General features: G+C 72.0%; 19 protein-coding genes. 3 read left to right on the top strand and 16 right to left on the bottom strand.

All coding sequences use genetic code 11. The annotated features are described in order from the left end of the window. Positions 1-15: 15 nt before the first annotated feature. Complete coding sequence (locus tag ML340_RS01560) at positions 16-1347, top strand: Fic family protein (RefSeq protein WP_240095951.1); 1332 nt, start codon at positions 16-18, stop codon at positions 1345-1347. Positions 1348-1389: 42 nt separating this feature from the next. Here the strand turns inward: ML340_RS01560 and ML340_RS01555 are convergent, their stop codons facing one another. Genes ML340_RS01555 through ML340_RS01540 form a run of 4 tightly spaced genes read right to left on the bottom strand, consistent with a single transcriptional unit; the run spans position 1390 to position 6501 of the window. After that, positions 1390-2217: an NYN domain-containing protein gene (locus ML340_RS01555; RefSeq protein WP_240095949.1), complete on the bottom strand. Its 828-nt coding sequence runs from the start codon at positions 2215-2217 to the stop codon at positions 1390-1392. A 43-nt stretch (positions 2218-2260) separates the two neighbouring features. Continuing rightward, complete coding sequence (locus tag ML340_RS01550; RefSeq protein WP_240095947.1) at positions 2261-2938, bottom strand: hypothetical protein; 678 nt, start codon at positions 2936-2938, stop codon at positions 2261-2263. Next, positions 2935-5724, bottom strand: coding sequence for a DNA methyltransferase (locus tag ML340_RS01545; RefSeq protein WP_240095945.1), 2790 nt, complete (start codon positions 5722-5724; stop codon positions 2935-2937). The genes ML340_RS01550 and ML340_RS01545 overlap by 4 nt, the downstream gene beginning before the upstream one ends. 51 nt (positions 5725-5775) lie before the next feature. Next, positions 5776-6501 carry an alpha/beta fold hydrolase gene (locus ML340_RS01540; protein ID WP_240095943.1) on the bottom strand — a complete coding sequence of 242 codons (726 nt, stop codon included), beginning with the start codon at positions 6499-6501 and terminating at the stop codon, positions 5776-5778. A gap of 146 nt (positions 6502-6647) precedes the next feature. Between ML340_RS01540 and ML340_RS01535 the strand changes: the two genes are divergently transcribed. Then, positions 6648-8549, top strand: a complete 1902-nt coding sequence (locus ML340_RS01535) for an MFS transporter (protein WP_240095942.1) — start codon at positions 6648-6650, stop codon at positions 8547-8549. Between the two features lie 7 nt (positions 8550-8556). Here the strand turns inward: ML340_RS01535 and ML340_RS01530 are convergent, their stop codons facing one another. The 12 genes from ML340_RS01530 to ML340_RS01470 form a co-directional block, all read right to left on the bottom strand. Then, entirely contained in the window at positions 8557-9864 is a 1308-nt protein-coding gene (locus ML340_RS01530) for a dicarboxylate/amino acid:cation symporter (RefSeq protein ID WP_240095940.1), read from the bottom strand. Positions 9865-10037: 173 nt separating this feature from the next. After that, entirely contained in the window at positions 10038-11678 is a 1641-nt protein-coding gene (locus tag ML340_RS01525; protein ID WP_240096243.1) for a protein BatD, read from the bottom strand. Further along, a complete protein-coding gene (locus ML340_RS01515; RefSeq protein ID WP_275672548.1) occupies positions 11675-13486 on the bottom strand; it encodes a VWA domain-containing protein in 1812 nt (603 codons plus the stop codon). Before ML340_RS01515 ends, ML340_RS01525 begins: the two co-directional genes overlap by 4 nt. Beyond that, complete coding sequence (locus ML340_RS01510) at positions 13483-14487, bottom strand: vWA domain-containing protein (RefSeq protein ID WP_240095938.1); 1005 nt, start codon at positions 14485-14487, stop codon at positions 13483-13485. Before ML340_RS01510 ends, ML340_RS01515 begins: the two co-directional genes overlap by 4 nt. Beyond that, the gene (locus ML340_RS01505) at positions 14484-14939 is read right to left on the bottom strand and encodes a DUF4381 family protein (protein ID WP_240095936.1); all 456 of its coding nucleotides are present in this window, start codon (positions 14937-14939) and stop codon (positions 14484-14486) included. Before ML340_RS01505 ends, ML340_RS01510 begins: the two co-directional genes overlap by 4 nt. Further along, positions 14936-15859 (bottom strand): DUF58 domain-containing protein, encoded by a 924-nt coding sequence (locus ML340_RS01500; RefSeq protein ID WP_240095934.1) that lies wholly within the window; start codon positions 15857-15859, stop codon positions 14936-14938. The genes ML340_RS01505 and ML340_RS01500 overlap by 4 nt, the downstream gene beginning before the upstream one ends. A 7-nt stretch (positions 15860-15866) precedes the next feature. Beyond that, entirely contained in the window at positions 15867-16853 is a 987-nt protein-coding gene (locus tag ML340_RS01495; protein WP_240095932.1) for an AAA family ATPase, read from the bottom strand. 138 nt (positions 16854-16991) lie between these two features. Further along, positions 16992-18995 carry a type IV pilus secretin PilQ gene (locus tag ML340_RS01490; protein WP_240095930.1) on the bottom strand — a complete coding sequence of 668 codons (2004 nt, stop codon included), beginning with the start codon at positions 18993-18995 and terminating at the stop codon, positions 16992-16994. Positions 18996-19016: 21 nt separating this feature from the next. Then, entirely contained in the window at positions 19017-19520 is a 504-nt protein-coding gene (locus ML340_RS01485; RefSeq protein ID WP_425608253.1) for a pilus assembly protein PilP, read from the bottom strand. A 19-nt stretch (positions 19521-19539) separates the two neighbouring features. Continuing rightward, positions 19540-20280, bottom strand: a complete 741-nt coding sequence (locus ML340_RS01480) for a type IV pilus inner membrane component PilO (RefSeq protein ID WP_240095928.1) — start codon at positions 20278-20280, stop codon at positions 19540-19542. Then, positions 20277-20915 carry a PilN domain-containing protein gene (locus tag ML340_RS01475; RefSeq protein ID WP_240095926.1) on the bottom strand — a complete coding sequence of 213 codons (639 nt, stop codon included), beginning with the start codon at positions 20913-20915 and terminating at the stop codon, positions 20277-20279. The genes ML340_RS01480 and ML340_RS01475 overlap by 4 nt, the downstream gene beginning before the upstream one ends. Beyond that, on the bottom strand, positions 20915-21973 hold the full coding sequence (locus tag ML340_RS01470) for a type IV pilus assembly protein PilM (RefSeq protein WP_240095924.1): 1059 nt from the start codon (positions 21971-21973) through the stop codon (positions 20915-20917). The genes ML340_RS01475 and ML340_RS01470 overlap by 1 nt, the downstream gene beginning before the upstream one ends. A 246-nt stretch (positions 21974-22219) precedes the next feature. Between ML340_RS01470 and ML340_RS01465 the strand changes: the two genes are divergently transcribed. Continuing rightward, positions 22220-24667, top strand: coding sequence for a penicillin-binding protein 1A (locus ML340_RS01465; protein WP_240095922.1), 2448 nt, complete (start codon positions 22220-22222; stop codon positions 24665-24667). Positions 24668-24741: the final 74 nt, after the last annotated feature.

Here is a 24741-nt window from a genome sequence, read left to right as displayed (position 1 = left end):
AATCGGCAAGACCCCATGAAGCCACCGGTCACGCCCCCGCCTTGGATCCCGCTTTTGCAGCAGCACGCCGGACGGCTGGGCAGCCTTGTGGACATGCGCCTGGGCGCGGAGGTGAACGGTCAGTACGAGCATTGGGACCACCTCCGCCACCTGACCCCCCCCGAAGGCTTGTCCACCGAGCAGTGGTGGCTGGGGATCAAGCTGGCCCGCCATGCACTGCGCAAGGAGCTCCCCTTGCTCGACAAGGCCGGCAAGGCCTTCAGCATCTCGCCCAGCGACAGCATCCAGCGTCGGCTGTTCCTCGTGGCCCGCGATGCCGCAGGCGCCTTGCAGGGCGCCAGCATCCTGCCGTCCGACGGCATGCGCGAGCGCTATCTGATCCGCTCCCTGATGGAGGAGGCGATGACCTCCTCGCAGCTGGAAGGGGCTGCCACCACCACCGAAGTGGCCAAGGACATGCTCCGCTCCGGGCGTGCGCCGCGGGACTACGGCGAGCGCATGATCTACAACAACTTCCGGGCGATGCACGAGCTGAAGCGCTGGCTGGACCGTCCGCTGACGCCGGAGACCGTGTTCGAGATCCACCGCATGCTGACCGATGGCACCCTGCAGGATCCGGGTGCCGCGGGGCGTTATCGCACCGGTGCGGAAAACATCGTCATCGAGGATGAAACCGGACGCGTCCTGCATGTCCCGCCACCGGCATCGGAACTGCCCGAGCGAATGCGCGCACTTTGTGCATTCGCAAACCGTGGCGACGATGAGGCCGACTTCATCCACCCGGTGGTGCGGGCGATCACGATCCACTTCATGATCGGCTATGACCATCCGTTCGTGGATGGCAACGGGCGCACGGCGCGCGCGCTCTTCTACTGGTCGATGCTGCGCGCAGGCTTCTGGATGGCAGAGTATTTCTCGATCTCCAGCATCCTCAAGCGGGCACCTGCGCAATACACCCGCTCCTATCTCTACACGGAATCGGACGAAGGCGACCTGACCTATTTCGTCTCCCACCAGCTCGACGTGCTGCTACGCGCCATCGAAGGCGTCCATGGCTACATCGCACGCAAGCAGGCCGCCTACGCCGAAGCACAGAACCTGCTGCGGCCGGGCAGCCGGCTGGCCAACCGCCTGAACCACCGCCAGCGGGCGCTGCTGCTCAACGCACTCAAACACCCCAACAAGACATTCACGATAGCGGTGCATCGCCGCATCCACGACATCGCCTACGATACCGCGCGCTCGGACCTGCTTGGACTGGTGAAGGCAAAGCTGCTGGACCGTCACCTTCAGGGCAAAGCCCATGTGTTCGTGGCGAAACCGGACCTTGCCACCCGGCTGCGATGACGGCCGAGGCCACTGACGCTCCCCTGCCTGCGCCTTGGCGGGTCAACCCAGCGCCTTGACGTAGAGCACCTTGCCACCGGTAGCCGTGGTTTCGCGCTCGATCACGCTGAAGTGCTTGGGGTGCTTGCGCAGCAGGTCGCTGAGCTTCTTCTGCCCGTACAGGCGCGGGTCGAAGTTCGGGCGAATCTTGTTCAGGTAGGTGCCCATCGCGCCCAGGTGCGCCCACCCCTCCTCGTCGGACGCCTCCTCGATGGCCTGCCGCAGCAGGTCCAGCGGCAACGGCAGCGGCCCGTCTTTCGCGGGCGCCGGCGCAGGCGATGGCGCGGGTGCCGGCTCCGGCGCCGGCTTCGGCTTCGCGGCGGGCTTCTCCGCAGCCGGCTTGGCGGCGGGCGCGGGCTCCGGCGCTTCCGCGCGCAGCACCTCGGTGTAGATGAACTTGTCGCAGGCCTGCACGAACGGGTCCGGCGTCTTGTGCTCGCCGAAGCCGTACACCGTCAGGCCCTCCTCGCGCAGGCGCTGCGCCAGCCGGGTGAAATCGCTGTCGCTGGAGACCAGGCACATGCCGTCGAAGCGGCCGGTGTACATCAGGTCCATCGCATCGATGATCAGCGCGCTGTCGGTGGCGTTCTTGCCGCTGGTGTAGGCGAACTGCTGCACCGGGCTGATCGAATGCTTCAGCAGCACCTTCTTCCACTGCGCCTGCTGCTGGGTGGTGAAGTCGCCGTAGATGCGCTTCACGCTGGCCAGCCCGTACTTGGCCACCTCCGCCAGCAGGCCCTCGATCACCGATGCCTGCGCGTTGTCGGCGTCGATCAGCACCGCCAGCCGGCGCTGGCCGTCGTCGTGGGCCACGTGGGTGCGGGGTTTCATGGCGCGCCTCCAGTCTTCGTCATCGATCGATTCTCCATGCGCCCTACATCTCCGGGATATTGTGCAGGGCTTCGGCATTCGCGCGATCATCCTCGGCCTTGCGCGCCTGCGCATCGCGCATCTTCATGCGGGCGGCCTGATGCTCCGCGCGCACCGCAGGTTCCACCATGTTCATACGCCGCTGCCGTTGGCCAAACGCGTTTTCGCCGGACGGCAATTGGCAGTTGCGGCTGAGGATGTCCAAATCTTCGCCGCTGCGCGCCTGCCGGTCTTGCAGGTGGACTGTCACCCACAGGGTATCGCCCAGCGGCGCCAGTGCCATGCAGATGCGGTCGATGGTGGCGTAATCGCGATACTGCGCGCCGTCCACCATTGCCAGCAGGTTGCCGAAGTCCACCCACGCCACCGAACTGACGCCCCTTACCGTCGCTGCCCGCTGCCGCGCCGGCTCGGCGGGAATGCGCCGAGCCGGATCGGGCAGGCGCATGGCCCGTTGCAGGTCATGGCTCATCGCGTCCACCTGCTCGCGCACCGTGCCCTGATCGCCCATCACCGCAGCGCCACGAATGGCCGCCATGCGCGCAGCAGTGGTCAGCGGATCCAACGGTTGGCCTGCCTGCTGCGGCCGTAGCGCAGGCTGCTCAGTCGCAGGCGCGGTGCGCTCCGAACATGCGGCCAGCAGCAGCACGGCCAGCAGCGGGAAGAAGCGAAGCCCAGTCATGCCGACACCTGCCGTTTGCGCGCGGTTTTTTTCGGCTTCGCCGCCGGCTGCAGGCGGGTCAGCGCCTGGTAGCGCTGGAACAGGAAGGCCACGCGCTCGGCGTCGGTGCCGAGCTTGGGCGGTTTGCGGCCGGCGGCTTTTTCGGCGGCGAGATAGGCGGCGTCCACGGCCTTGTCCAGCGCGGCGTGGGCTTTCACCAGCGCGGGCGGCATGGTCAGTGGGTCGTAGAGGTCGGCCAGCGTCGCCTCGGGGAACTGCGCGCGGGCATCCAGCACGCCCTGCGCGGCGGCGGCGATGGCGGCGCGGTGTTTGTCGTCGTCGCCCAGCTCGGGCCAGGGGAAGTTGTTGTAGACGATGCCGGCGGAGTAGCGATAGTCGCTCTTCAGGCGACCGCAGACGGTACGCACCCAAGCCATGTGCATGGTGGAGGTGACGATGCCGAAGTCGTACAGCGTCGCGTGCTGGACGATCTTCACCAGATTGCTGCACAGGGTGTCCGGCGCCATGAAGCCGATCGGGATGAAGGCCCTGCGCTCGGAGGAGACTTCCGGAATGACCAAATAGTGGTCGTCCGGTATGTTCTCGACGTGGAACCGGGTCGGCGTGTCGGCAAGCTTGCGCGTGGGCGCGCTGGCGCTGGCCTTGCGATAGTCACGCACGGCCTCGACCCGCTTGAGCACCTCCGGCATCGTCCGCAGTTCCGAGGGCGGGCAATCGCCCAGCCACAAACACCAGCGCTGCCAGCCGTTGATGAACTCGTCCGACCCCAGCCAGCGCCGGAACCATTTCGCCGCGCCCGGTTCCTTGGCGATGAACGCATCGCGCTCCTCGGTGGTGAACAGGTAGTTGCCGCCGTCGATCGGCTTGTTGCCGATGCCGATCTCCGGCACGTCGCAAATCGGCTTGCTGCGATTCGGCAGCAACACATCCGCTGCATCCACCAGATACGGATTGATGTTGTCCGCCAGCAGGCGGTGCGGCTCGCCCGCGATGTCCTCGTAGTCGAACAGCTGCTTGGGCGTCACCTCGCCCAGCGCAAAGCCCACGATCACGCAGTGCACGGCCGCCACGCCGCGCGCCTCGTTGTTCCAGCGGAAGGTGCGATGGGCGAAGAAGATGCGGCAGCCGCGCCGCAGCAGTTCGCCCCACAGGATGCCGACCTGCTCGCCCTGGGTGATGGAGTTGGTGGAGACGAAGGCGACGCGCACGGGTTGGCCGTCGATGTAATGCGCGGCCTTCAGATACCATGCGCAGACGAAATCCAGCACGCCCGCGCCCTTCAGCCCAGCGGCGACCGCCAATAGATCCTCGCGCTGCGAAGTGGTCATCAGCTTCGAGCCGATAAACGGCGGATTCCCGAGGATGTAGCTCAACCGCTCCGCCGGCACCACGTCGTTCCAGTCGATCCGCAGCGCGTTGCCGTGCACGATGGTGGCGGACTTCTTCAGCGGCAGGCGCACCACGTTCTCGCCGAACTGCTCGGACACGCGCAGGTTCATCTGGTGGTCCATCAGCCACATCGCCACCTGCGCGATCTGCGCCGGGAACTCCTCGATCTCGATGCCGTAGAACTGGTCCACGTCCACCAGCACGTGGTCCTGCACGTGCGCCAGCACCGACTGCTGGGTGGCGAACTGGCGCTTGAGCACTTCCAGCTCCAGCAGGCGCAGCTCGCGGTAGGCGATCACCAGGAAGTTGCCGCAGCCGCAGGCCGGGTCGAGGAAGGTGAGCGTGGCCAGCGTGCGGTGCAGCTGCGCCAGCTTCTTTTCGTCATGGCCGGCCTTGTCCAGCTCGGCCTTCAGCCCGTCCAGGAACAGCGGGCCGATCAGCTTCAGGATGTTCTTCTCGCTGGTGTAGTGCGCGCCCAGGTGGCGGCGGGCCCTGGCGTCCATCACCGACTGGAACATGGCGCCGAAGATGGCGGGGCTGATGCGGCTCCAGTCCAGCGTGCTGGCGTCCAGCAGCAGGCGGCGCATGCGCGCGTCGAAGTCCGCCAGCGGCAGCACCTCCTCGAACAGCCGGCCGTTGACGTAGGGCAGCTCCGCCAGCTGCTCGTCCAGCGTCGTCTGGCGCTTTTCGGGTGGGGTGTCGAGGACCTGGAAGATGCGCGCCAGCCACATGCCGAGGTCGGCGCCGTCCTCGCCGGTGCGCTGGGCGATCAGGTCGTGGAAGGCCTGGCGCGGGAAGATGCCGGTGTCGTCCGCGAACAGGCAGAACAGCAGCCGCACCAGCAGCACCTCCAGCGCGTGCCCGGCGTAGCCGCTGGCCTTCAGCGCATCGTGCAGCCGGCCCATGCGCTCGGCGGCCTGCAGGTTGACGGGGTCTTCTTCCTGGTAGGTGCGGCTCTGGTAGCCGCTGATGAAGCCGAAGCGCCCGATCTGCTTGTGCAGCTCGGCCAGCGCGAAGTCGGTGCGCTCGCCGCTTTCCAGGTCGTGCAGGCGGAAGCGCCGGAAGTCGCTGACCAGCACGTAGCGCGGCAGCTCGGCATCCTTCAGCCCGGCGAAGTAGTCGGTGGCCTGCTCGAACGCGGCGTCGAGGTCGCGGCCCTCGCTCTTGTGCTCGGCCAGCATCACCCCCGGCCAGAACACGTCGATGCGGCCATGCTTGCCGCCGCTGAAGCGCTCGGCCTTCTGCTCGAACACGGCCACGCGCCGGCGGTTGACGCCGAACACGTTGAAGAACTCGTTCCAGAAGCTCTGCGCCTCGGCGCGCTCGCTGGACTCCCCCGCCCATTCCCTGGCGAACGCGCGGGCGCGCTCGCGGATTTCGTTGAGGCTCAGTGGCATCGCGGTTCCCTCCGCGCGGCAGGATAGCCGCTGGCGCGGCGCCGGCGGCGTTCAGCCGGCGCGCGCGTCCGCCTCCAGCAGCAGCGCGCCCAGCCGCTCGGGCATGGACAGCATCGGGAAGTGGCCGGTCGCGAGCGTCTCCACCCGGCACGGCAGGCGCGCGTGCATGGCGCGCTGCAGGGCGAGCGGCACCGCGCGGTCGTCGCGGCACTCGACGTACACCCGCGGCACCCGGCCGAAGCCGGCCTCGGTGGTGCGGATCGGCTGCAGCAGCGGCTGGGTCGCCTGCTCCACCAGCAGCAGCCCAGCCAGCGCGGCGTCCTCGGCGCGGCAGTCGGGGTACACCCGCGCGTGCAGGTCCGGCTCGTTCATCCACAGGCGGCGGCGATCCTCGGACAGGCGCATGCGCGCGGCCGGCTCCGGCACCGGCACCTCCTGCAACAACTGGAGCAGGGTATCGCCGGCGCGCGGCAGCAGCGCGGCCACGTACACCAGCGCGCGCAGCCGCTGTGGGCGCGCCTCAGCGGCCTGGGTGATGACGCCGCCGCCCATGCTGTGGCCGACCAGCACCACCGGTTCGGGGCTGGCGTCGAGCGCCTGCACCACCCGCGCGACGTAGGCGTCCAGGGTGACCGCCTCCAGCGGGGTGCGGTCGCGGCCGTGGCCGGGCAGATCCAGCGCCTCGGCCCGCCGCCCCTGCGCGCGCAGCCAGGCCAGCAGCCGATACCAGCACCAAGCGCCGTGGAAGGCGCCGTGCACCAGCAGGAAGCGGCTCATGGCGGGGCGCCGGGCGCGCGGCGCGCGCGGACGGGGGCTGCGGCGGCCATCGGTGGTCCTCGCGGCGGGAGCCTCCCGCGGCAGCATAGCAGCCGCGCCGTCCGTGGCGACCGGCTATCCTCGGCCGGTCCGCGATCGGGGGCGCCATGGCCTATTCGCAGTTCGACCTGCTCACCCAGCGCCGTTTCCTGCCCTACTTCGTGGTGCAGGCGCTGGGCGCGTTCAACGACAACGTGTACCGCCAGGCGATCATCGGCCTGCTGGCGTGGATGGCAGTCGGCAGCGCGAGCATGACGCTGTACGCCAACCTCGCGCCTGCGCTGTTCATCCTGCCCTACTTCCTGTTCTCGGCGACCGCCGGGCAGATCGCCGAGCGCACCGAGAAGCAGCGCCTGATCGTGATCACCACCACCATGGAGATCGTGGTGATGTCGGTGGCGGCGCTCGGCTTCCTGCTGCAGAGCCTGCCGGTGCTGCTGCTGGCGCTGTTCGGCACCGGCGTGCAGTCCACCCTGTTCGGGCCGGTGAAGTATTCGATCCTGCCCTCGGTGCTCAAGCCCGAGGAATTGACCGGCGGCAACGGCCTGGTCGAGATGGGCACCTCGGTGGCGATCCTGCTGGGGATGATCTGCGGTGGGATGGTGTTCGCGCTGGCCGGCGCGCACGGGCCGGTGCTGGCGGCGAGCCTGGTGGTGCTGCTGGCGATCGCCGGCAACGCGGTGGCGCGGCGCATCCCCCGGGTGGACGCCGGCGACCCCGAGCTACGGGTGGACTGGAACATCGCGCGCGAGTCCTGGCGCATCTGGCAGCTCACCCGCCAGCGCCTGGCGGTGCGCAACGCGGTGCTCGGGGTGAGCTGGTTCTGGTTCCTCGGCACGGTCCTGACCGCGCAGCTGCCGGTGTATGCCCAGGCCAACCTGGGCGGCAGCCAGAGCCTGTACATCCTCGCCCTGGCGCTGTTCTCGGTCGGGGTCGGGCTCGGCTCGCTGGCGTGCGAGAAGCTGTCCGGGCGGGTGGTCGAGATCGGGCTGGTGCCGCTGGGCGCGTTCGGCATCAGCGCGTTCGTGTTCGACCTCTACCTGGCCCGCCCCGGCCCGGCGCCGCAGGCGCACCTGGGCCTGTGGTCGTTCGTCACCGCGCCGGGCAGCGCGCGGATCATGTTCGACCTGTTCGGGATCGGGCTGTTCACCGGCTTCTTCGTGGTGCCGCTCTTCGCGCTGATCCAGAGCCGCACGCCCAAGGCCGAGCTGTCGCGGGTGATCGCCGGGATGAACATCCAGAACGCGCTGTTCATCGTGCTGGCGGCGCTGCTGGCGATGGCCGCGCAGCGCCTGCTCGGCTGGAGCATCCCGCAGGTGTTCCTGGCGCTGGCGATCGCCAACACGCTGGTGGCGCTGTGGATCTTCAGCATCGTGCCGGAGTTCCTGATGCGGCTGCTGTCGTGGCTGCTGGTGCGCAGCCTGTACCGGCTGGAGCTGCACGGGATCGAGAAACACGTGCCGGACGAGGGGCCGGCGGTGCTGGTGTGCAACCACGTCAGCTACATGGACGCGCTGATCCTGATGGGCTGCGTGCCGCGCCCGGTGCGCTTCGTCATGTACTACCGGATCTTCGAGATCCCGGTGCTGCGCTGGATCTTCCGCACCGCCAAGGCGATCCCGATCGCCGGCCGCGACGAGGACCCGCAGGTGCTCGAGTCCGCCTACGCGGCGATCGACGCCGCGCTAGCCGCGGGCGAGCTGGTGTGCATCTTCCCCGAGGGCGCGCTGACCCGCGACGGGCAGATCGCGCCGTTCAAGCCCGGGGTCGAGAAGATCCTGCAGCGCGCCGCCGCGCGCGGCCAGGACGTGCCGGTGGTGCCGCTGGCGCTGCGCAACATGTGGGGCAGCATGTGGAGCCGGCGCGACTCCCGGCTGCACCGCATGCGCCTGCCGCGGCGCCTGCGCGCGCACGTGCAGGTGGTCGCCGGCGCGCCGCTGGACGGGCGCACCGCGACCGCGGCGCTGCTGGAGCAGCAGGTGCGCGCGCTGCGCGGCGACGCTGCCTGAGGCCGGCTCAGGCCGGCGCCGGCGCCGCCGGGGGCGCCGCATCCGGCTCGCCGCGAGCGATCACCACCGCGCCGACCAGGTCGCCGGTCACGTTCACCGTGGTCCGGCACATGTCGAGCAGGCGGTCGACCCCGAGGATCAGGCCGATGCCTTCCGGCGGGATGCCGAAGGTGGCCAGGATCAGCGCGATCACCGGCAGCGAGCCGCCCGGCACGCCGGCCGCGCCGATCCCGCCGAGCACGCACAGCAAGAGCACCATCAGCTGCTGCGACAGCCCCAGCTCGACCCCGTAGAACTGGGCCAGGAACAGCACGGTCACGCCCTCGAACAGCGCGGTGCCGTTCATGTTGGCGGTGGCGCCGAGAGTGCACACGAAGCGCCCGACCCGGCGCGGCACCCGCAGGCGCTCCTCGGCCACCATCAGCGAGGTCGGCAGGGTCGCGCTGGAGGACGCGGTGGAGAACGCGGTCAGGATCGCCGGCTCGCTGGCGCGCCAGAACGCCAGCGGCGACATCCGCCCGAGCAGCCACAGCAGCAGCGGGAACACCACGAAGAAATGGATGCCCAAGGCCAGCAGCACGGTGCCGACGTAGCGCGCCAGCTGCAGCAGCACGTCCAGCCCGAGGCGGGCGGTGATCGCGAACAGCAGCGCGGCCACCGCGTACGGGGCGAGCCGGATCACCCACTCGATCAGGCGCAGGCAGATGTCATACACGCCCTGGCAGACCTCGACGAAGCGGCGGGTGCCGTCGCTGCGCACCACGGTGGCCGCGATGCCGAACATCAGCGCGAAGAACATGATCGCGATCAGATCGCCATTGGCCGCGGCCGCGACCGGGTTCTTGGGCACGATGTTGAGCAGCAGCTCGATCCCGGACGGGGCGCTGCGGCCCTTCTCCGCGATCGCGCCGCCGCGCTCGGCGGCCTGCGCCAGCAACTCCGCGCGCGCCGCCTCCGGCAGGCCCACGCCCGGCTGCAACAGGTTCACCACCACCAGCCCGATCATGACCGCCAGCGCGGTGACCAAGAGCACCCACAGCAGGGTGCGCACGCCGATCCGGCCGAGCGACTGCGGATTGCCGATCTCGACCACGCCCAGCACCAGGGCCGAGAACACCAGCGGGATCACCAGCATGAACAGCAGGCGCAGGAACAGCTGGCCGACCGGCTCGGCGAGGTAGGTCACCAGCAGGTGCAGGGCCTCGGACTGGGCGAAGCCGAGGTTGGCCACCAGCCCGGCCACGGTGCCGAGCGCGAAGCCCAGCGCCATCTTCCAGTGCAGCGGCCAGCGCCCCTGCCGATCGTGGTGTCCCATCCGCGCGTCCCCGTGCAATCCGCACCGAGCTTAGCAAACGTGCGCAGTACCCCACGCGCCGATCCCGCAGCGCGGGAGCCGGCCCGTGGCCTTGCCGGGATCAGGGACGATGCAGGTCGCGCCCCCGGCCGTCGCTGCGCGGGTCGCGCGGACAACGGCGGGAGGCGCCGTGCTCAGCCCGCGCCGGACGCCGGCGGATACAGCGGCGGCAGCGGGTCGCGCGCGGGCGCGTCCGCGCGCCGCCAGCGCGGGCCGCGCGCGAACGCGGCGCGCAGCTGCGCCAGCGCGGCCGCCGCATCGCCGCCGCCCCAGCGCGCCTGCTGCAGCGCCTGCACCGCCGCGGCCTGGGCCGGATCGGCCAGGCGCGCGCGCAGCGCGTCGAGATCCTCCCCCGCAGCCGCCTGTTGCAGCGCATGCGCGATCTGGGCGAGATCGCCGCCGCGCAGCGCCTGCGCCAGCGCCGGCGCGGGTGGAGGCGCGGCCGGGACCGACATGGGCGCGGCCACGCGCCCACGGCGCCGCCACCACGCGACCGCCGCCACGGCCAGCAACACCCCCAGCCCGCCGACGAGCGCGAGCGCCCCTGCGCCAGCCGGCGCGGACTCTGCCGGCGCTGCGGCCGCTGGCGGCGCGGGCACGCCGGCCGCGGGTGCGCTGGGTGGCGGCGCGGCGGGCAGCGCCGCGCCGGGCGCGACCTGCAGCCGCAGCGGCGGCAGCCGGGTGGTCTCGCGCACGCCGCGCTCGGCGTTCCACCAGGTCAGCTGCGGCCCCGGCAGCGTCAGCGTGCCGGCCTGCTGCGGCACCAGCGCCAAGCGCTGGCGCACGCTCGCCAGCGGCACCCCGTCGCGGTCGCCGTCGGCGCGCTGCGGCGGATCGGCGAACACCTGCAGCATGGGCGTGGACGCCGGCGCCAGCGCCGGCAGCTGCGCGGTGCTGGCGCCGTCCGCCTGCAGTTCGAATTCGGCCGTGACCGCCTCGCCGACCCGCGCCCGGGTCGGTGCCTGCAGCCAGCGCAGCTGCACCCCGCGCAGCGGCAGCCACGGCAGCGGGGCGTCCGCCGGGATCGGCCGCACCTGCAGGCGCAGCGGCGGCGCCGCGGCGGACAGGTCGCGGCGGCCGTCGCCGAACAGCGCGTCCAGCCCGTCGCCCAGGCCCAGCCCGTTGAAGCGCGCGCCCGGCACCTGCAGCGGCCCGCTGCGCTCGGGGACCAGCAGGTAGTGGCGCTCGACCACGTGGTAGCGGCGGCCGCCGAGGATGCGCTCGTAGCTGAGGTCCTCGCCCACCCGCTGCAGGCTGGCGCCTTCCGGCGCGTCCTGGTCGAGCTGGCCGGACAGCAGCGGCACCGCCGAGTGCAGGCGCACGGTCAGGCCGACCGCCTGCTGCACGTACGGCGAAGGCGCATCCACCGCGGATTCCACGAACACGTCCGACGCGGCCGCCGCCGGCGCGACCGCGGCCGGCACGACCTCCAGCGTCAGCGGCGCGGTGCGCGCACCGCCCACCTGCAGCGCCGGCACCACATAGGTGCCCGGCCCAGGCGGACGCAGTCCGACCGCGAACAGCGCCGAGCGCCGCAGGCGGCCGTCGACCAGCGCCACCTGGCGGCGCACGCTCTGCCCGGTGAGGGCGAAGCGCGCGGCCAGCGGCGCATAGTCGATCTGCGCCACCGGCTCATCGGTCTGGATGTTGAGCGCGACCGTCTCGCCGTCGGCGATCCGCGCGCGGTCCAGCCAGGCGCGGGTCTGCGCCGGTGCCGCCGCGGCCACGAGCAGGGCCAGCCACGCCAGCAGCGCGCGCAGTGCCCAGCGGGTCATGGCAGCTCCCCGCGCCGGCGCAGGGATTCGATCCGCAGGCGCGTGCGCAGCAGTGCGCCGGGATCGTCCGGGATGCGCTGCAGCTGGGCCTGGTCGGCCAGCCGCCGCTCGCGCTCGGCGGCGGTCTCCCGCCGCGCCGGCGATGCACGCCCCTGCACCTGCGCGGGCGCGCGCTGCAGCGCCTGCTGCATGCGCTCCCGCTGCGCGGCATCGGCGGCGGCCTGCGCACGCGCATCGGCGGGGCGGGGCGATGCCTGCGGGTTCTGCTGGCCCTGCGGGTTCTGCTGGCCCTGTGGGTTCTGCTGGCCCTGCGGGGTCTGCTGGCCCTGCGGGGTCTGCTGGCCCTGCGGGTTCTGCTGGCCCTGCGGGTTCTGCTGGCCCTGTGGGTTCTGCTGGCCCTGTGGGTTCTGCTGGCCCTGTGGGTTCTGCTGGCCCTGTGGGTTCTGCTGGCCCTGTGGGGTCTGCTGGCCCTGTGGGTTCTGCTGGCCTTGCGGGGTCTGCCGGCCTTGCGGCGACTGTTGCTGTTGCTGCCGTTGCTGGCGCGCACGCTCGACCACGGCGCGGTTGTAGCGCGCATCGGCCATGTCCGGCTGCAGCCGCAGCGCCCGATCGTAGGCGGCGATCGCGGCGTCGTAGTCGCCCGCCTGCGCCAGCGCATTGCCGAGGTTGTACCAGCCGTCGGCCGTCGAATCGCCCTGCAGGCGCGCGATCGCGCCGGCATAGTCGCCGCGGCGGTAATCGGCGATCGCCTGCTGCCGGCGCGCATACGCCTGCTGGTCGGCGCGCTGCCACCAGCCGCCGCCCGCGGCCACCGCCTGCTGCGCCCGCACTGGCGGCGCCGGCAGCATCAGTGCCAGCAGCAGCGGCAATGCCAGCAGGGCGCCGCGCCGCAGCAGCGGCAACAGCAGCAGCAGCGCCGGCGGCAGCAGCCAGTAGCCCTGGTCCTGCCAGCCGGCGGCGCGCCGGCTCGGGCCGGCCTCCACCTGCGCCGCCGCCTGCTCCAGCCCGAGCGCGCGCAGGTCGCCGGGATCGGCCTGCACCGCGGCATAGCGTCCGCCGCCGGCCGCCGCCAGCGCCTGCAGCGCGCCCGGGTCGAAGCCCGGGCCGCCGGCGCGCGCGAGCCCGAGCACCGACACCCGCAGCCCCTGCGCGCGCGCGCGCGCGGCGGCGGCGACCGCCGCCGGATCGGCGCGGTCGGTCACCAGCAGGATCTGCCCGCGCCCGCCGGCCGCGTCCAGCAGGCGCGCCGACCACGCGATCGCGCGCGCGGCGTCCTGCCCCGGTTCCGGCATCACATCCGGGGACAGCGCGTCCAGGAACACCGCGACGTTGTCCGGATCCTCGGTCAGCGGCACCACCGTGTAGGCATCCCCGGCATAGACCACCAGCGCTGTCTGGCCGTCGCGGCGCTGCTGCAGCAGCTGCGCCAGCTTGCTCCGCGCCCATGCCAGCCGCGATGGCGGCAGGTCGCGCGCACGCACCGCATCCGACAGGTCCAGCGCCACCACCAGCGGCGCCTGGCCCTGCCAGGCGGGCAGCCGCTGCCGCTGCAGGCTGGGCCCGGCCAGGGCGAGGATCGCCAGCGCCAGCCCGGCGAGCACCGCCCAGCGCGCCCATGGCCGCCCGCGCTGCGGGCCGGCCGTATCCAGCAGGTGCGGCAGCAGATGCGGATCGACCGCCTCGCGCCAGCGCGCGGCGCGCACCGCCGCCCGCCGCCAGCGCCAGGCCAAGAGCGGCAGCAGCAGCCACGCCAGCAGCCACCATGGGCGCAGCAGGTGCCAACCGTCGAGCGCCGCCCAGCCGCTCATGCCACCCGCCTGCGCAGCAGCGCCAGCACCAAGAGCGCGAGCCCGGCCGCCAGCGGCGCCGGGTACAGCTCGATCCGCGGCCGCACCGCCGGCCCGCGCCGGGCGATCGGTTCCAGGCGGTCGAGCTCGGCGTAGATGCCGGCCAACTCGTCGGTGTCGCGCGCGCGGTAGAAGCGCCCGCCGGTCGCCTGCGCGATCCGCCGCAGGCCGGCTTCGTCCACCTCGTCGCCGCCCAGCGGCAGGCGCAGGCCGAACAGGCTGAGCGCGCCGCCGTCGCCGCCGAACGCGATCGCATGGATGCGCACGCCGGCATCGCGCGCGATCCGCGCCGCCTGCTGCGGGTCCAGCACGCCGGCGGTGTTGACCCCGTCGGTGAGCAGGATCAGCACGCGCTCGCCCGGCGGCTGCGCCTGCAGGCGGCGCACCGCCAGCCCGATCGCATCGCCGAGCGCGGTGGCGCGCCCGGCCAGGCTGATCGCGGTGTCGCCCAGCTGCTCGCGCACCGTGCGCAGGTCCGCGGTCGGCGGGGTGAGCACGAACGCGCGGTCGCCGAACACGATCAGGCCGACGCGGTCGCCGCTGCGGCGGCGCAGGAAGTCGTCGATCACCGCCTTGGCCGCGGTCAGCCGGTCAACGGCGCGTCCGCCCAGTTCCATGTCCTGCTCGCCCATGCTCGCGGACAGATCCAGCGCCAGCACCATCTCGCGCCCGCTGCGCGGCGGCGCCACCGGCTCGCCCAGGCGCTGCGGCCGCGCCAGCGCCACGCACAGCAGCGCCCACGCCAGCAGCAGCAGCCACGGCAGCCGCCGCAGCGGGATCGCGCCCGGCGCGCCGGCCTGCACCGCCCGCAGGCGCTCGCCCCATGGCACCCGCAGCGCCGGCTCGCCCGCAGGCGCGCGCGGCCACAGCCACCACACCAGCCAAGGCAGCAGCAGCGCGAGCAGCGCCCACGGCCAAGCGAACCGATCCGGCAGCAGCCAGGCGGGCAGCCACGCACTCATCGCGCCTGCATCCACTGCAGGAAGCGCGCGCGCGCCAGCGGCCGCAGCGCAGCGACGGCGGCGGGCTCCAGCGTCGGCCGGAACGGGCCGTCCAGCAGTAGCCGCCCGGGGCCGGCGCGGAACCCGGGCAGGCGCGCGCCGGCATCCAGCAGCGCCAGCCAGTCCTCGCCCTGCAGGCGGTCGGCATCCGCGCGCACCCGCCGCGCAGCGCGCCGCAGCAGGTCCGACATCGCCGCCACCTGCGCCACCGGATCCGCCGCCGCATCCACGCTGGCATCGAACAGGCGCATCCATGCCAGTCGGCGGCGTCGCCGGTGCCAGGCCCATGCCGCCACGCCCAGCGCGAGCGCCAGCAGCACCGCGGCCAGCAGCCACCAGCCGGGCGCGGGCGGCCACCACGGCGGCGGCGCGCCTGGATGCATCCCGCGCAGCGGCAGCGGCGGCGGGCTCACCGCAGCCCTCCACGGCGGTCGAGCAGGCCGAGCCAGGCCTCGCTCGGGGCATCGCTCGCCAGCAGCTGCACCCGCACCCGCGCCACCTGCAGGCGGGCGCGCGCGGCCTCCGCCACGTCCGCGAACTGCGCCTGCCAGCGCTGGCGCACCGCCGCCGCCTCCAGCGCCAGCTCGACCCGCGCGCCCTGCGCAGGACGGAAGGCGAGCGGTGCCGCCGGTGGCGCCTGCTCCAGCGGATCCACCAGCAGCAGGGCGATCGCCTCGTGGTGCGCGGCCAGCCCCGACCAGCGCGCAGGCGGGACCGCCAGCACGCTGGCCGGATCCGCCAGCAGCACCCAGCGCGCCCCCGGGCGCAGCAGCCGCTGCGCGTGCTCCAGCAGCGGCAGCAGCCCCGGGTCGTGGGCCGGGGCCGCCGCGTACCAGCGCACCAGCGCCTGCAGCACGCCCAGCACCCCGCGCAGGCCCGCCGCCGGCGCCACCAGCGCATCCTCGCCGGCGACGCGCAGGGCACCGACGCGGTCGCCGTCGGCCAGCGCCTGCCAGGCCGCAAGCGCGCCCGCGCGCGCGGCCTGCACCGACTTGAAGCGCACCCGGGTGCCGAAGTAGAGCGCCGGGGCGGTGTCCGCCAGCAGCAGGGTCAGGCGGTCGCGCTCGGCCTGGAACAGCTTGGTGTGCGCGCGCCCGGTGCGCGCGGTCAGGCGCCAGTCGATGTGGCGGGCATCGTCGCCGGTCGCGTACTCGCGCGATTCGGCGTACTCCATCCCGCGCCCGCGCAGGACCGACAGCGCATGTGCCTGGCGCGCGCCGCTGCCGCGCCCGCGCCGGCCCGCCAGCACCACGCCGCGCAGCGCCAGCAGCTCGTCCAGGCGCGGGACGATGCCGGTCGAATCGGACGCGGGGGGCGGCACCGGAGCGGCCATGGCGGGCTCAGGGCAGCGGCACCCGCCGCAGCAGCTCGTCCACCAGGCGCGCGCCGTCCCAGCCTTCGGCGGTGGCCTCGTAGCTGGGCAGCACGCGGTGGCGCAGCACGTCCGGCGCGACCGCGCGCACGTCCTCGGGGGTGGCGTAGTCGCGCCCGTCCAGCCAGGCGCGCGCGCGCGCGCAGCGGTCCAGCGCGATGCTGCCGCGCGGGCTGGCGCCCCAGGCGATCCGCCGCGCCAGACCAGCGTCGTAGCGCCCCGGCTCGCGCGAGGCCAGCACCAGCTCGATCAGGTAGCGCTCCAGCGCCGGCGCCACGTGCACGTCCAGCACCGCGCGGCGCGCCGCGAACACGTCCGCCTGCGCGATGGGCGCGCCCGTCGCGGCCTCCGCCACTGCCTCGCCGCGCGCTTGCGCGCGCGCCAGCTGCAGGATCGCGGCCTCGGCCTGCGCCTGCGGATAGCCGATCCGCACGTACATCAGGAAGCGGTCGAGCTGGGCCTCCGGCAACGGGAAGGTGCCCTCCTGCTCGATCGGGTTCTGGGTGGCCATGACCAGGAATAGGTCCGGCAGGCGGTAGGTCTGGCGCCCGACCGTGACTTGCCGTTCGCCCATCGCCTCCAGCAGCGCGGACTGTACCTTGGCCGGGGCGCGGTTGATCTCGTCGGCCAGCAGCAGGGAATGGAACACCGGCCCCGGCTGGAATTCGAAGCGGCCCTCCTGCGGCCGCCAGACCTCGGTGCCGGTGAGGTCGGCCGGCAGCAGGTCCGGGGTGAACTGGATGCGCGCGAAATCCGCCTCCAAGCGCGCGGCCAGGGCGCGCACGGCCGTGGTCTTGGCCAGCCCGGGCGCGCCCTCGACCAAGAGATGGCCATCGGCCAGGAGCGCGATCAGCAGGCGTTCGACCAGCGCCGCCTGGCCGACGATCCGGCGCGCGAGGTCCGCGCGCAGGGCATGGAAGCGGGCGTGCAGCGCGGTCGGTTCGGGCATCGGCATCTCCAGCAAGGCGTGCGACCGCTTCGACCGCGGCCGAGGCCGAAGGTTCGCACGGGCGCGGTCAAGGCGCCGGCAAGGCCCGCAAACGCGCACGGGGGCCGCAGCCCCCGTGCACACGATTGCGGTGAAGCAGGCGGATCAGCGCTGCGCCACCCGCATCACCTTCGGAGTCACGAACACCAGCAGCTCGGCCTTGCTCTTGGTGTGGTTCTTGTTGCGGAACAGGTTGCCGAGGATCGGGACATCGCCGAGGAACGGCACCTTGGAGATGTCGGTGGAGTCGCTGAACTCGTACACGCCGCCAATCACCACGGTCTGGCCGTCGTCCACCAGCACCGCGGTGTTGACCTCGCGCTTGGCGATCTGCGGCACCTGGCCGAAGGTGCCGACGCTGACGAAGCCGTCGAGTTCGTCCTTCTTGACCCCCATGTTGAGGAACACCCGGCCGTCGTTGGTGATGGTCGGGGTGACCTTCAGCTCCAGCACCGCCTCCTTGAAGTTCACGGTCGGGGTCAGGTTGCCACCGGCGCCGGTCAGGGTGACGTAGCCGATCTCGCGGCCCTGCTTGATCACCGCCTCCTTCTGGTTGCTGGTGACCACCCGCGGGTTGGACAGCACTTCGCCGCGGCCCTGCTCCTGGATCGCCGACAGTTCCACGTCCAGCAGGTAGCCGGCGTTGAGGATCGACAGCGCCAGCGAACCGGCCGGGTTGTTCAGGGTGGCCGGCAGGTTGGTCATCAACCCACGGGTGATGCTGCTGCTGACCAGGGTCGGGGCGACACACGCGCTCGGGTTGCTGCCCGCGAGGCAAGCGTTGTAGTTATTGATGAGGGTGGTGTTGGTCTGCTGCGCCTGCACCTGCGAATTGCGGTTGGCGGTGTTGGTCTCGAGGTTGCCGCTGAAGTAGGCGTTGTCCTTGCTGCCGCTCACGCCGAAGCGGGCGCCGAGCTCGCGCGCCACGCTCTCGTTGGCGATCACGATGCGCGCCTCGATCACCACCTGGTCGACCGGCTTGTCCAGCTGCTGCACCAGCCGGCGGATGTTGGCCACCCGCGGCGGGATGTCGATCACCAGCAGGGTGTTGGTGCGCTTGTCGTAGCTGATGCTGCCGCGCGGCGACAGGAAGCCGCGGTCGAGCATGTTCTGGCTGGATCCCGACATGCCGCCGGTTGCGTTGCCCTTGCTCTCCTCGGTCAGCAGGCGCGCGATGTCCTCGGCGTTGCCGTAGTTGACCGGGATGTACTCGGTGACCTTCTCGGCGCGGTCCTCGATGTTGATCCGCGCCTCCTCCTTGGCCAGCTCGTAGTCGGCGATCTCCTTCTGCGGCGCGACCCAGACCACGTTGCCGCTGCGGCGCTTATCCAGGCCCTTGGCCTGCAGCACGATGTCCAGCGCCTGGTCCCACGGCACGTTGGTCAGGCGCAGGGTGACGTTGCCCTGCACGCTGTCGGCCGCCACGATGTTGAGGTTGGACTCCTCCGCGATCAGCTGCAGCACGGTGCGGACCGGGATGTCCTGGAAGTTGAAGGTGACCGGCTTGCCGCTGTAGCGCGGCTGCGCGCCGGCCGCCGCGTCGCCGCCGGTGGCGCCGACCGCCTTGCCGGCCTTGGCCGCGGCCGCCATGCCCGTCGCCGGGCGCGGCACGATCTCGACGATGTACTCGCTGCCGGTCTGGTAGGCCATCGACTCGAACGGGCCGGAGGTGGCCAGCACCAGCTGGGCGCCACCGGCGCTGCCACGGGCATCGATCCGCTGCACCGGGGTGGCGAAGTCGGAGACGTTGAGCGGCCGCTGCAAGGTGCCCGGCAGCTGCGCGTTGCCGATCTCGACCACCACGCTGGAGCCGAGGTTGCGCAGGTCGGGCACCGCGCCCTCGCCGCTGAAGCGCACGATCAGCTTGCCGGAGCCGCCCTCGCCGCGCTTGAAGTCGATCGCGGAGACGGTGACGGCGTTCGGCGAGCGCTTGGCCGGATCGCCCTGGCTGCCGATCGCGGACGCCGCGGGGGCGGGGTTGGCGGTCGCCGTCTGCGGGCCGCCGGCGGCCGCAGCGGCGTACAGGCCGGCGGCCAGGCCGAGGGCGAGCGCAGCGCGGGACACGGGGCGCCGGACGGGCCGCGGGCGCATGGCGTTGGTGACGGTCATCGGTCTCTCCCCACTCCAGAATCAGTTGTGATCGAGCGCGACGGTGGCGGGGCGTTCCAGCCAGCCGCCGGCGCCGTCGGGCACCAGTTCCACCAGGTCGATCCGGTCCTCGTGGATCGAGGTCACCCGGCCGTCGCTCTGGCCCATGTAGTTGCCGGGGCTCACCCGGTAGGTCACCTTGTCGGGCGCCATCACGAGGGCCACCATGCCCGCGCCCTTGCCGAGGGTGCCCACCATCTTCAGGCTGTCGAGCGGGTACTGCTCGAGCACCTGCCGGCGTCGGTTGGGATCCGGGCGCGGGCCGCTGCCGTCGGCATTGCTGAAGTTCTGGCTGAACGGGTCGCGCAGGTCCTGGGCGGCGTATTCGAAGGTCTCGAACTGCTTCATCACCGGCAGCGGCTCCAGCGGCGGCGCCGGCCGCGCCTTCACCTCGGCCACCCACTTCTCCAGGTCGCCCTTGCTGCCGCCGCAGGCGGCCAGCGCCAGGGCGAGCAGCGCCAGCGCGCCCGCCCGGCCTGTGCGGATTGCATCGAGCTTGCGCACGTCAGGCTCCTCCCTTGGTCGGCTGCGGCGGCGGATTCGCGGGAGCCGGCGCCGGGGCGGCGGGCGCCGCGGGCGCGCCCGGCTTGCCCGCGGCCGTGCCGGACGGTTCGGCGGACGCTTCGTCCTCGTCCAGGTAGCGGTAGGTCTTGACCGTGCCGGCCAGCTCCAGCGGCGCATTGGCGCCGATCCGCGCGTTCGGGTTGCTCTTGGCGTCCTTGGGCGTCAGCGAGATGTCGTGCATGGTCATGATGACCACCCGCGGCAGCGAGGCCACCCCGCTCACGAACGCGCCGAACTGGTGGTAGGTGCCGAGCATGCGCAGCGCGATCGGCTTCTCCGCGTAGAACTCCTTCTTGGTCTCCGGGCCCGGCTGGAACAGCTCGTTCTGGATCCCGGTGGCCAGCGCAGTCTGCGAGATGTCGACGATCAGATCCGGCATCTCGGTGCGGCTGGGCAGCTGGCGCAGCATCTGCTGCAGTTGCTGCTCCATCTGCGCCAGCTGCTGCTTGAGCGGCTCGAGGTTGGCGGCGCGCCCCTGCTTGAGCTCGAACTCGCTGCGCAGGTCGGCCTCCTGGGTCTCCAGCCCCTGCAGCTGGGTGCGCTTGTCGCTGACGAACAGGAACCAGCCCAGGGCCAGGATCAGCAGCGCGACCAGCCCGGCGAACACCCACTGCGCCTCGCGCGGCCAGCTGCCGATGTTGTTGAGGTCGAGCTCCTTTAGGTTGATCTTCTTCTTGCTCATTGCCCTTGGCCTCCCGCCGCCGGGGTGGTCGCCTGGCCCGCCGCAGCGGCGCCGCCCGCCTTACCGGCGTCGGCCTTGCCGTCCTCGGGGGCGTTCGGGTTGGCGAGCTTGACCTTCAGGTTGAACTCGTAGGGCAGGCTCGGGTTGCCCTCCTTGGCCTCGATCACGCTGAGGTCGGGATGGGTCATCCAGCCGGAGCTCTCGAGGTTGCGCATGTAGGTGCTGACCCGCGCGTTCGACTGCGAGCGCCCGTTGAGGGTGAGGATGTCACCCTCCTGCTTGATCGAGGTCAGCGCCACCCCGTCGGGGATGGTGCGCACCAGCGAGTCGAACAGGTGCACCATCTGCGAGCGGTTGGCCTGCAGCTGCTCGATCACCTCCTTGCGCGCCAGCAGCCGCGACTTCTTCTTGTCGAGCTCCTGGATCTCCTTGATCTGGGCGTCGACCTGGGCGATCTGGTCGCGCAGGTACTGGTTGCGCGCCTCCTGGTTGCTGACTCGGGCACTGTAGAACGAGACGATCAGCAGGGTCAGCAGCACGCCGGCGGCGGCGGCCAGGCCGAGCATGCCGTAGAACTCGCGCTGGCGCGCCTTGCGCCGTTCGGCGCGCCACGGGAGGAGGTTGATCCTGGCCATCAGTCGAAGCTCCTCAGTGCGAGCCCGCAGGCGATCATCAGGGCCGGGGCGTCCTGCGCCAGGGCATTGGCCTGCACCCGCGGCCCCAGGGTCATGTTGGCCAGCGGGTTGGCGACCGAGGTCGGCACCCCGAGTTGTTCCTCGACCATCGCCGCGATGCCCGGGATCGCGGCGCAGCCGCCGGCCATCACCACGTGGTGGACCCGGTTGTACTCGCTGCCGGCGTAGAAGAACTGCAGCAGGCGGCTGACCTGCTGGACCATGGCTTCCTTGAACGGGTCGAGCACCTCGACCTCGTAGCTCTCCGGCAGCCCGCCCTGGCGCTTGGCCAGGCCGGCCTCCTCGTAGCTGAGCCCGTAGCGGCGCATCACCTCCTCGGTGAGCTGGCGGCCGCCGAACACCTGCTCGCGGGAGTACAGGCTGCGCCCGCCGCGCAGGACGTTGAGGGTGGTCATGGTGGCGCCGACGTCGACCAGCGCCACCAACCCGTCCGGCGGCACGTTCAGGCTGCCGGCCATCAGCGCGTAGGCGTTCTCGATCGCGAACGACTCCACGTCGATGACCTTCGGGGTCAGCCCGCCCAGCTCCAGCGCGGAAGCGCGCACCTCGACATTCTCCGAGCGCGACGCGGCCAGCAGCACCTGCACCATCTCGCTGTTGCCCGGCATCGGCCCGAGCACCTCGAAGTCGAGGTTGACCTCCTCCACCGGGTACGGGATGTAGTTGACCGCCTCCAGCTCGATCTGGGACTCCATCTCGTCCTCGTCCATGCCGGCCGGCATCGCGATCAGCTTGGTGATCGCGGCGGAGGCGGCGACCGCCGCCGCGCCGAGCTTGGCGCGCGAGCCGGAGCGCGCGACCGCGCGGCGGATGGCCTCGCCGACCGCTTCGACCTCGACGATGTTCTTCTCGCTCACCGCGTTCGGCGGCAGCGGCTCGACCGCGTAGTGCTCGACCCGGTAGCGATCCCCGTTGCGCGCCAGCTGCAGCAGCTTGACCGCGGTCGAACTGATATCAACGCCGATCAGCGGCGCCTGCGTTTTCGTCACCAGACCCACGGTATCTCCCCTTCCCACGGGCGCTTACGCGCACTTGGTGCTGAGCCACATGAATAACGGACTTTTCACGAATTGGCAACCACTGACACTTTTTGCCACCCCGCAAGGTCGTTCCCCTGGACCGCTCGCCCTTGCCCAACGCAACCTGCGCCGCCGACCGGCCCCAGTGTCCGGCGGCGCGCGGGTCGATACCGAGGGCTACTCTATACTCCGCACCCCCCATCCCCGCAATCGCAAATCCCGCCGATGCCCCGCCTCCCCCGCTTCCTGCGCTGGCTTTTGCTGGGCATCGTCACACTTGGGCTGGTCGCGGTGGCCGCCGCCGGGGTCGCGGTCTACGCCATTTCCGCGCGCCTGCCGGATGTGCAGCAGTTGCGCACGGTCGAACTGCAGGAGCCGCTGTTCGTCTACGCCCGCGACGGCCGCCTGATGGGCCTGTTCGGGGAGATGCGCCGCTATCCGGTGGACGTGCGCCAGGTGCCGCTGCGGGTCAAGCAGGCGTTCCTGGCCGCGGAGGATGCCAATTTCTACGAACACCACGGGGTGGACCTGAAAGGCATCGCGCGCGCGCTGTGGCTGCTGGCGACCACCGACGACCGCCGGGTCCCGGGCGGTTCCACCATCACCCAGCAGGTCGCCCGCCAGTTCTTCCTCAGCAGCGAGTACAGCTACACCCGCAAGCTGGCCGAAATGCTGCTGGCGATGAAGATGGAGCGCGAGCTGAGCAAGGACGAGATCCTCGGCCTCTACCTCAACAAGAGCTTCTTCGGCAACCGCGCCTACGGGATCGCCGCCGCCGCCGAGTACTACTACGGCAAGAAACTCGACGAGCTGACCCTGGACGAGGCCGCCACCCTCGCCGGCATCCCCAAGTTCCCCTCCAGCGGCAACCCGATCAGCAACCCCGAGCGCGCGCGCATGCGCCGCGACAACTACATCCTGCCGCGGATGGTCGAACTCGGGTTCGTCACCGCGGCCGAGGCCGAGGCCGCCAAGGCGGTGCCGATGCACGCCAGCCCGCACGAGCCGGCGATCCAGGTGCATGCCCCGTACGTGGCCGAGATGGTGCGCCAGGAGATGGTCGCGCGCTACGGCGGCGACGTGCTCGAGAAGGGCTACCGGGTGACCACCACCATCGACCCGGAGCTGCAGGCGGCCGCGCAGAAGGCGGTGATCGACGGCCTGCGGGTCTACGACCACCGCCACGGCTGGCGCACCCCGACCCGCCACGTCGAGATCCCGCCGGGGGCGGACGATGCCGCGATCGGTGCGCTGATCCGGCACGTGCCGGTCGAGGGCGGCCTGCACCCGGCCGTGGTTACGGGCAGCAGCGGTGGCCAGCTGCAGGTCGTCCTCGCCAACGGCAGCCCGCTGGCGCTCGGTGGCAAGGCGATCGCCTGGACCGGCAAGCCGGCGGCGGCGCTGGCCCGCCCCGGCGACGTGGTGCGCGTCCGGCGCGAGGACGGCAGCGGCGAGTGGGTGCTCGACCAGGTGCCGCAGGCGCAGGCCACCCTGGTCTCACTGGATGCCGACACCGGCGCCCTGCGCGCGCTGGTCGGCGGCTTCAGCTACGCCGCGTCCAAGTTCAACCGTGCCACCCAGGCGCGCCGCCAGCCCGGCTCCAGCTTCAAGCCGTTCCTGTACGCGGCCGCGTTCGAACGCGGGTTCAACCCCGCCTCGATCGTGCTCGACGCCCCGGTGGTGTTCAAGGACCGCCGCGGCCACGAGTGGCGCCCGCAGAACGACTCCGGCAACTTCGCCGGGCCGATGCGCCTGCGCGAGGCGCTGGTGCAGTCGCGCAACCTGGTCTCGGTGCGCCTGCTGGACGCGATCGGGGTCGACTACGCGCGCCGCTACATCAGCCACTTCGGGTTCGACGAGGCCAGCCTGCCGCCGAACCTGTCGATGTCGCTGGGCACCGCCTCGCTGACCCCGCTGTCGGTGGCGCGCGGCTACACCGCGTTCGCCAACGGCGGCTTCCTGGTCACCCCCTGGTTCATCGAGCGCGTGCAGGACGGCGAGGGCCGCGAGATCTTCCGCGAGCAGCCGGCGGTGGCCTGCCCGGCCTGCGCCGGCCCCGCCGGCGCGCCCGCCATGCCCGCAGCCCCCGCCCCGACCCGGGTCGATGGCTTCGACCTCGGCCCGGCGACCGCCTCCACCGGCGCCGCGCGCCCGGCGCCGGCCGCCAAGCCCGCCCCTGCCGCGCCCGCGGCGGCGCCCCCGGAAGGGCTGAAGGTCGCGCCGCGCGCGATCGACCCGCGGGTGGCCTGGCAGCTGCAGTCGATGATGCGCGACGTGGTCAAGCGCGGCACCGCCACCGACGCGCGCGTGCTCGGGCGCGAGGACGTCGGCGGCAAGACCGGCTCCACTAACGACCACCGCGACGCCTGGTTCTCCGGCTTCGGCGGCCCCTACGTCACCACCGTCTGGGTCGGGCGCGACGATTTCCGCTCGCTCGGCTACCGCGAGTACGGCGGCAAGGCCGCCCTGCCGATCTGGATCCGCTACATGCAGGTGGCGCTCAAGGACCAGCCGGAGCGCAACCTCGACCCGCCGGACGGGATGGTCCAGGTGACGGCCAACGGCGTGACCGAGTGGGTCAAGGCCGAGGATGCCGAGCGCTTGCGCGAGGAGCTGGAGACCGCCCCGGCCACCGAACAGGCGCCGGCGGAGGAGGCCTTCGACATCTTCTGACCGCGCCCCGCGGCGGCCCCGTGCATCCGCGCGCCGGCTCGGGTAGAGTCGGCGCAGGCGGCAGCGGGGGACAG

The sequence above is a fragment of the Thermomonas flagellata genome (assembly GCF_022419185.1).
Lineage (GTDB): Bacteria > Pseudomonadota > Gammaproteobacteria > Xanthomonadales > Xanthomonadaceae > Thermomonas > Thermomonas flagellata.
This window is presented reverse-complemented; position numbering and strand designations above follow the sequence as displayed.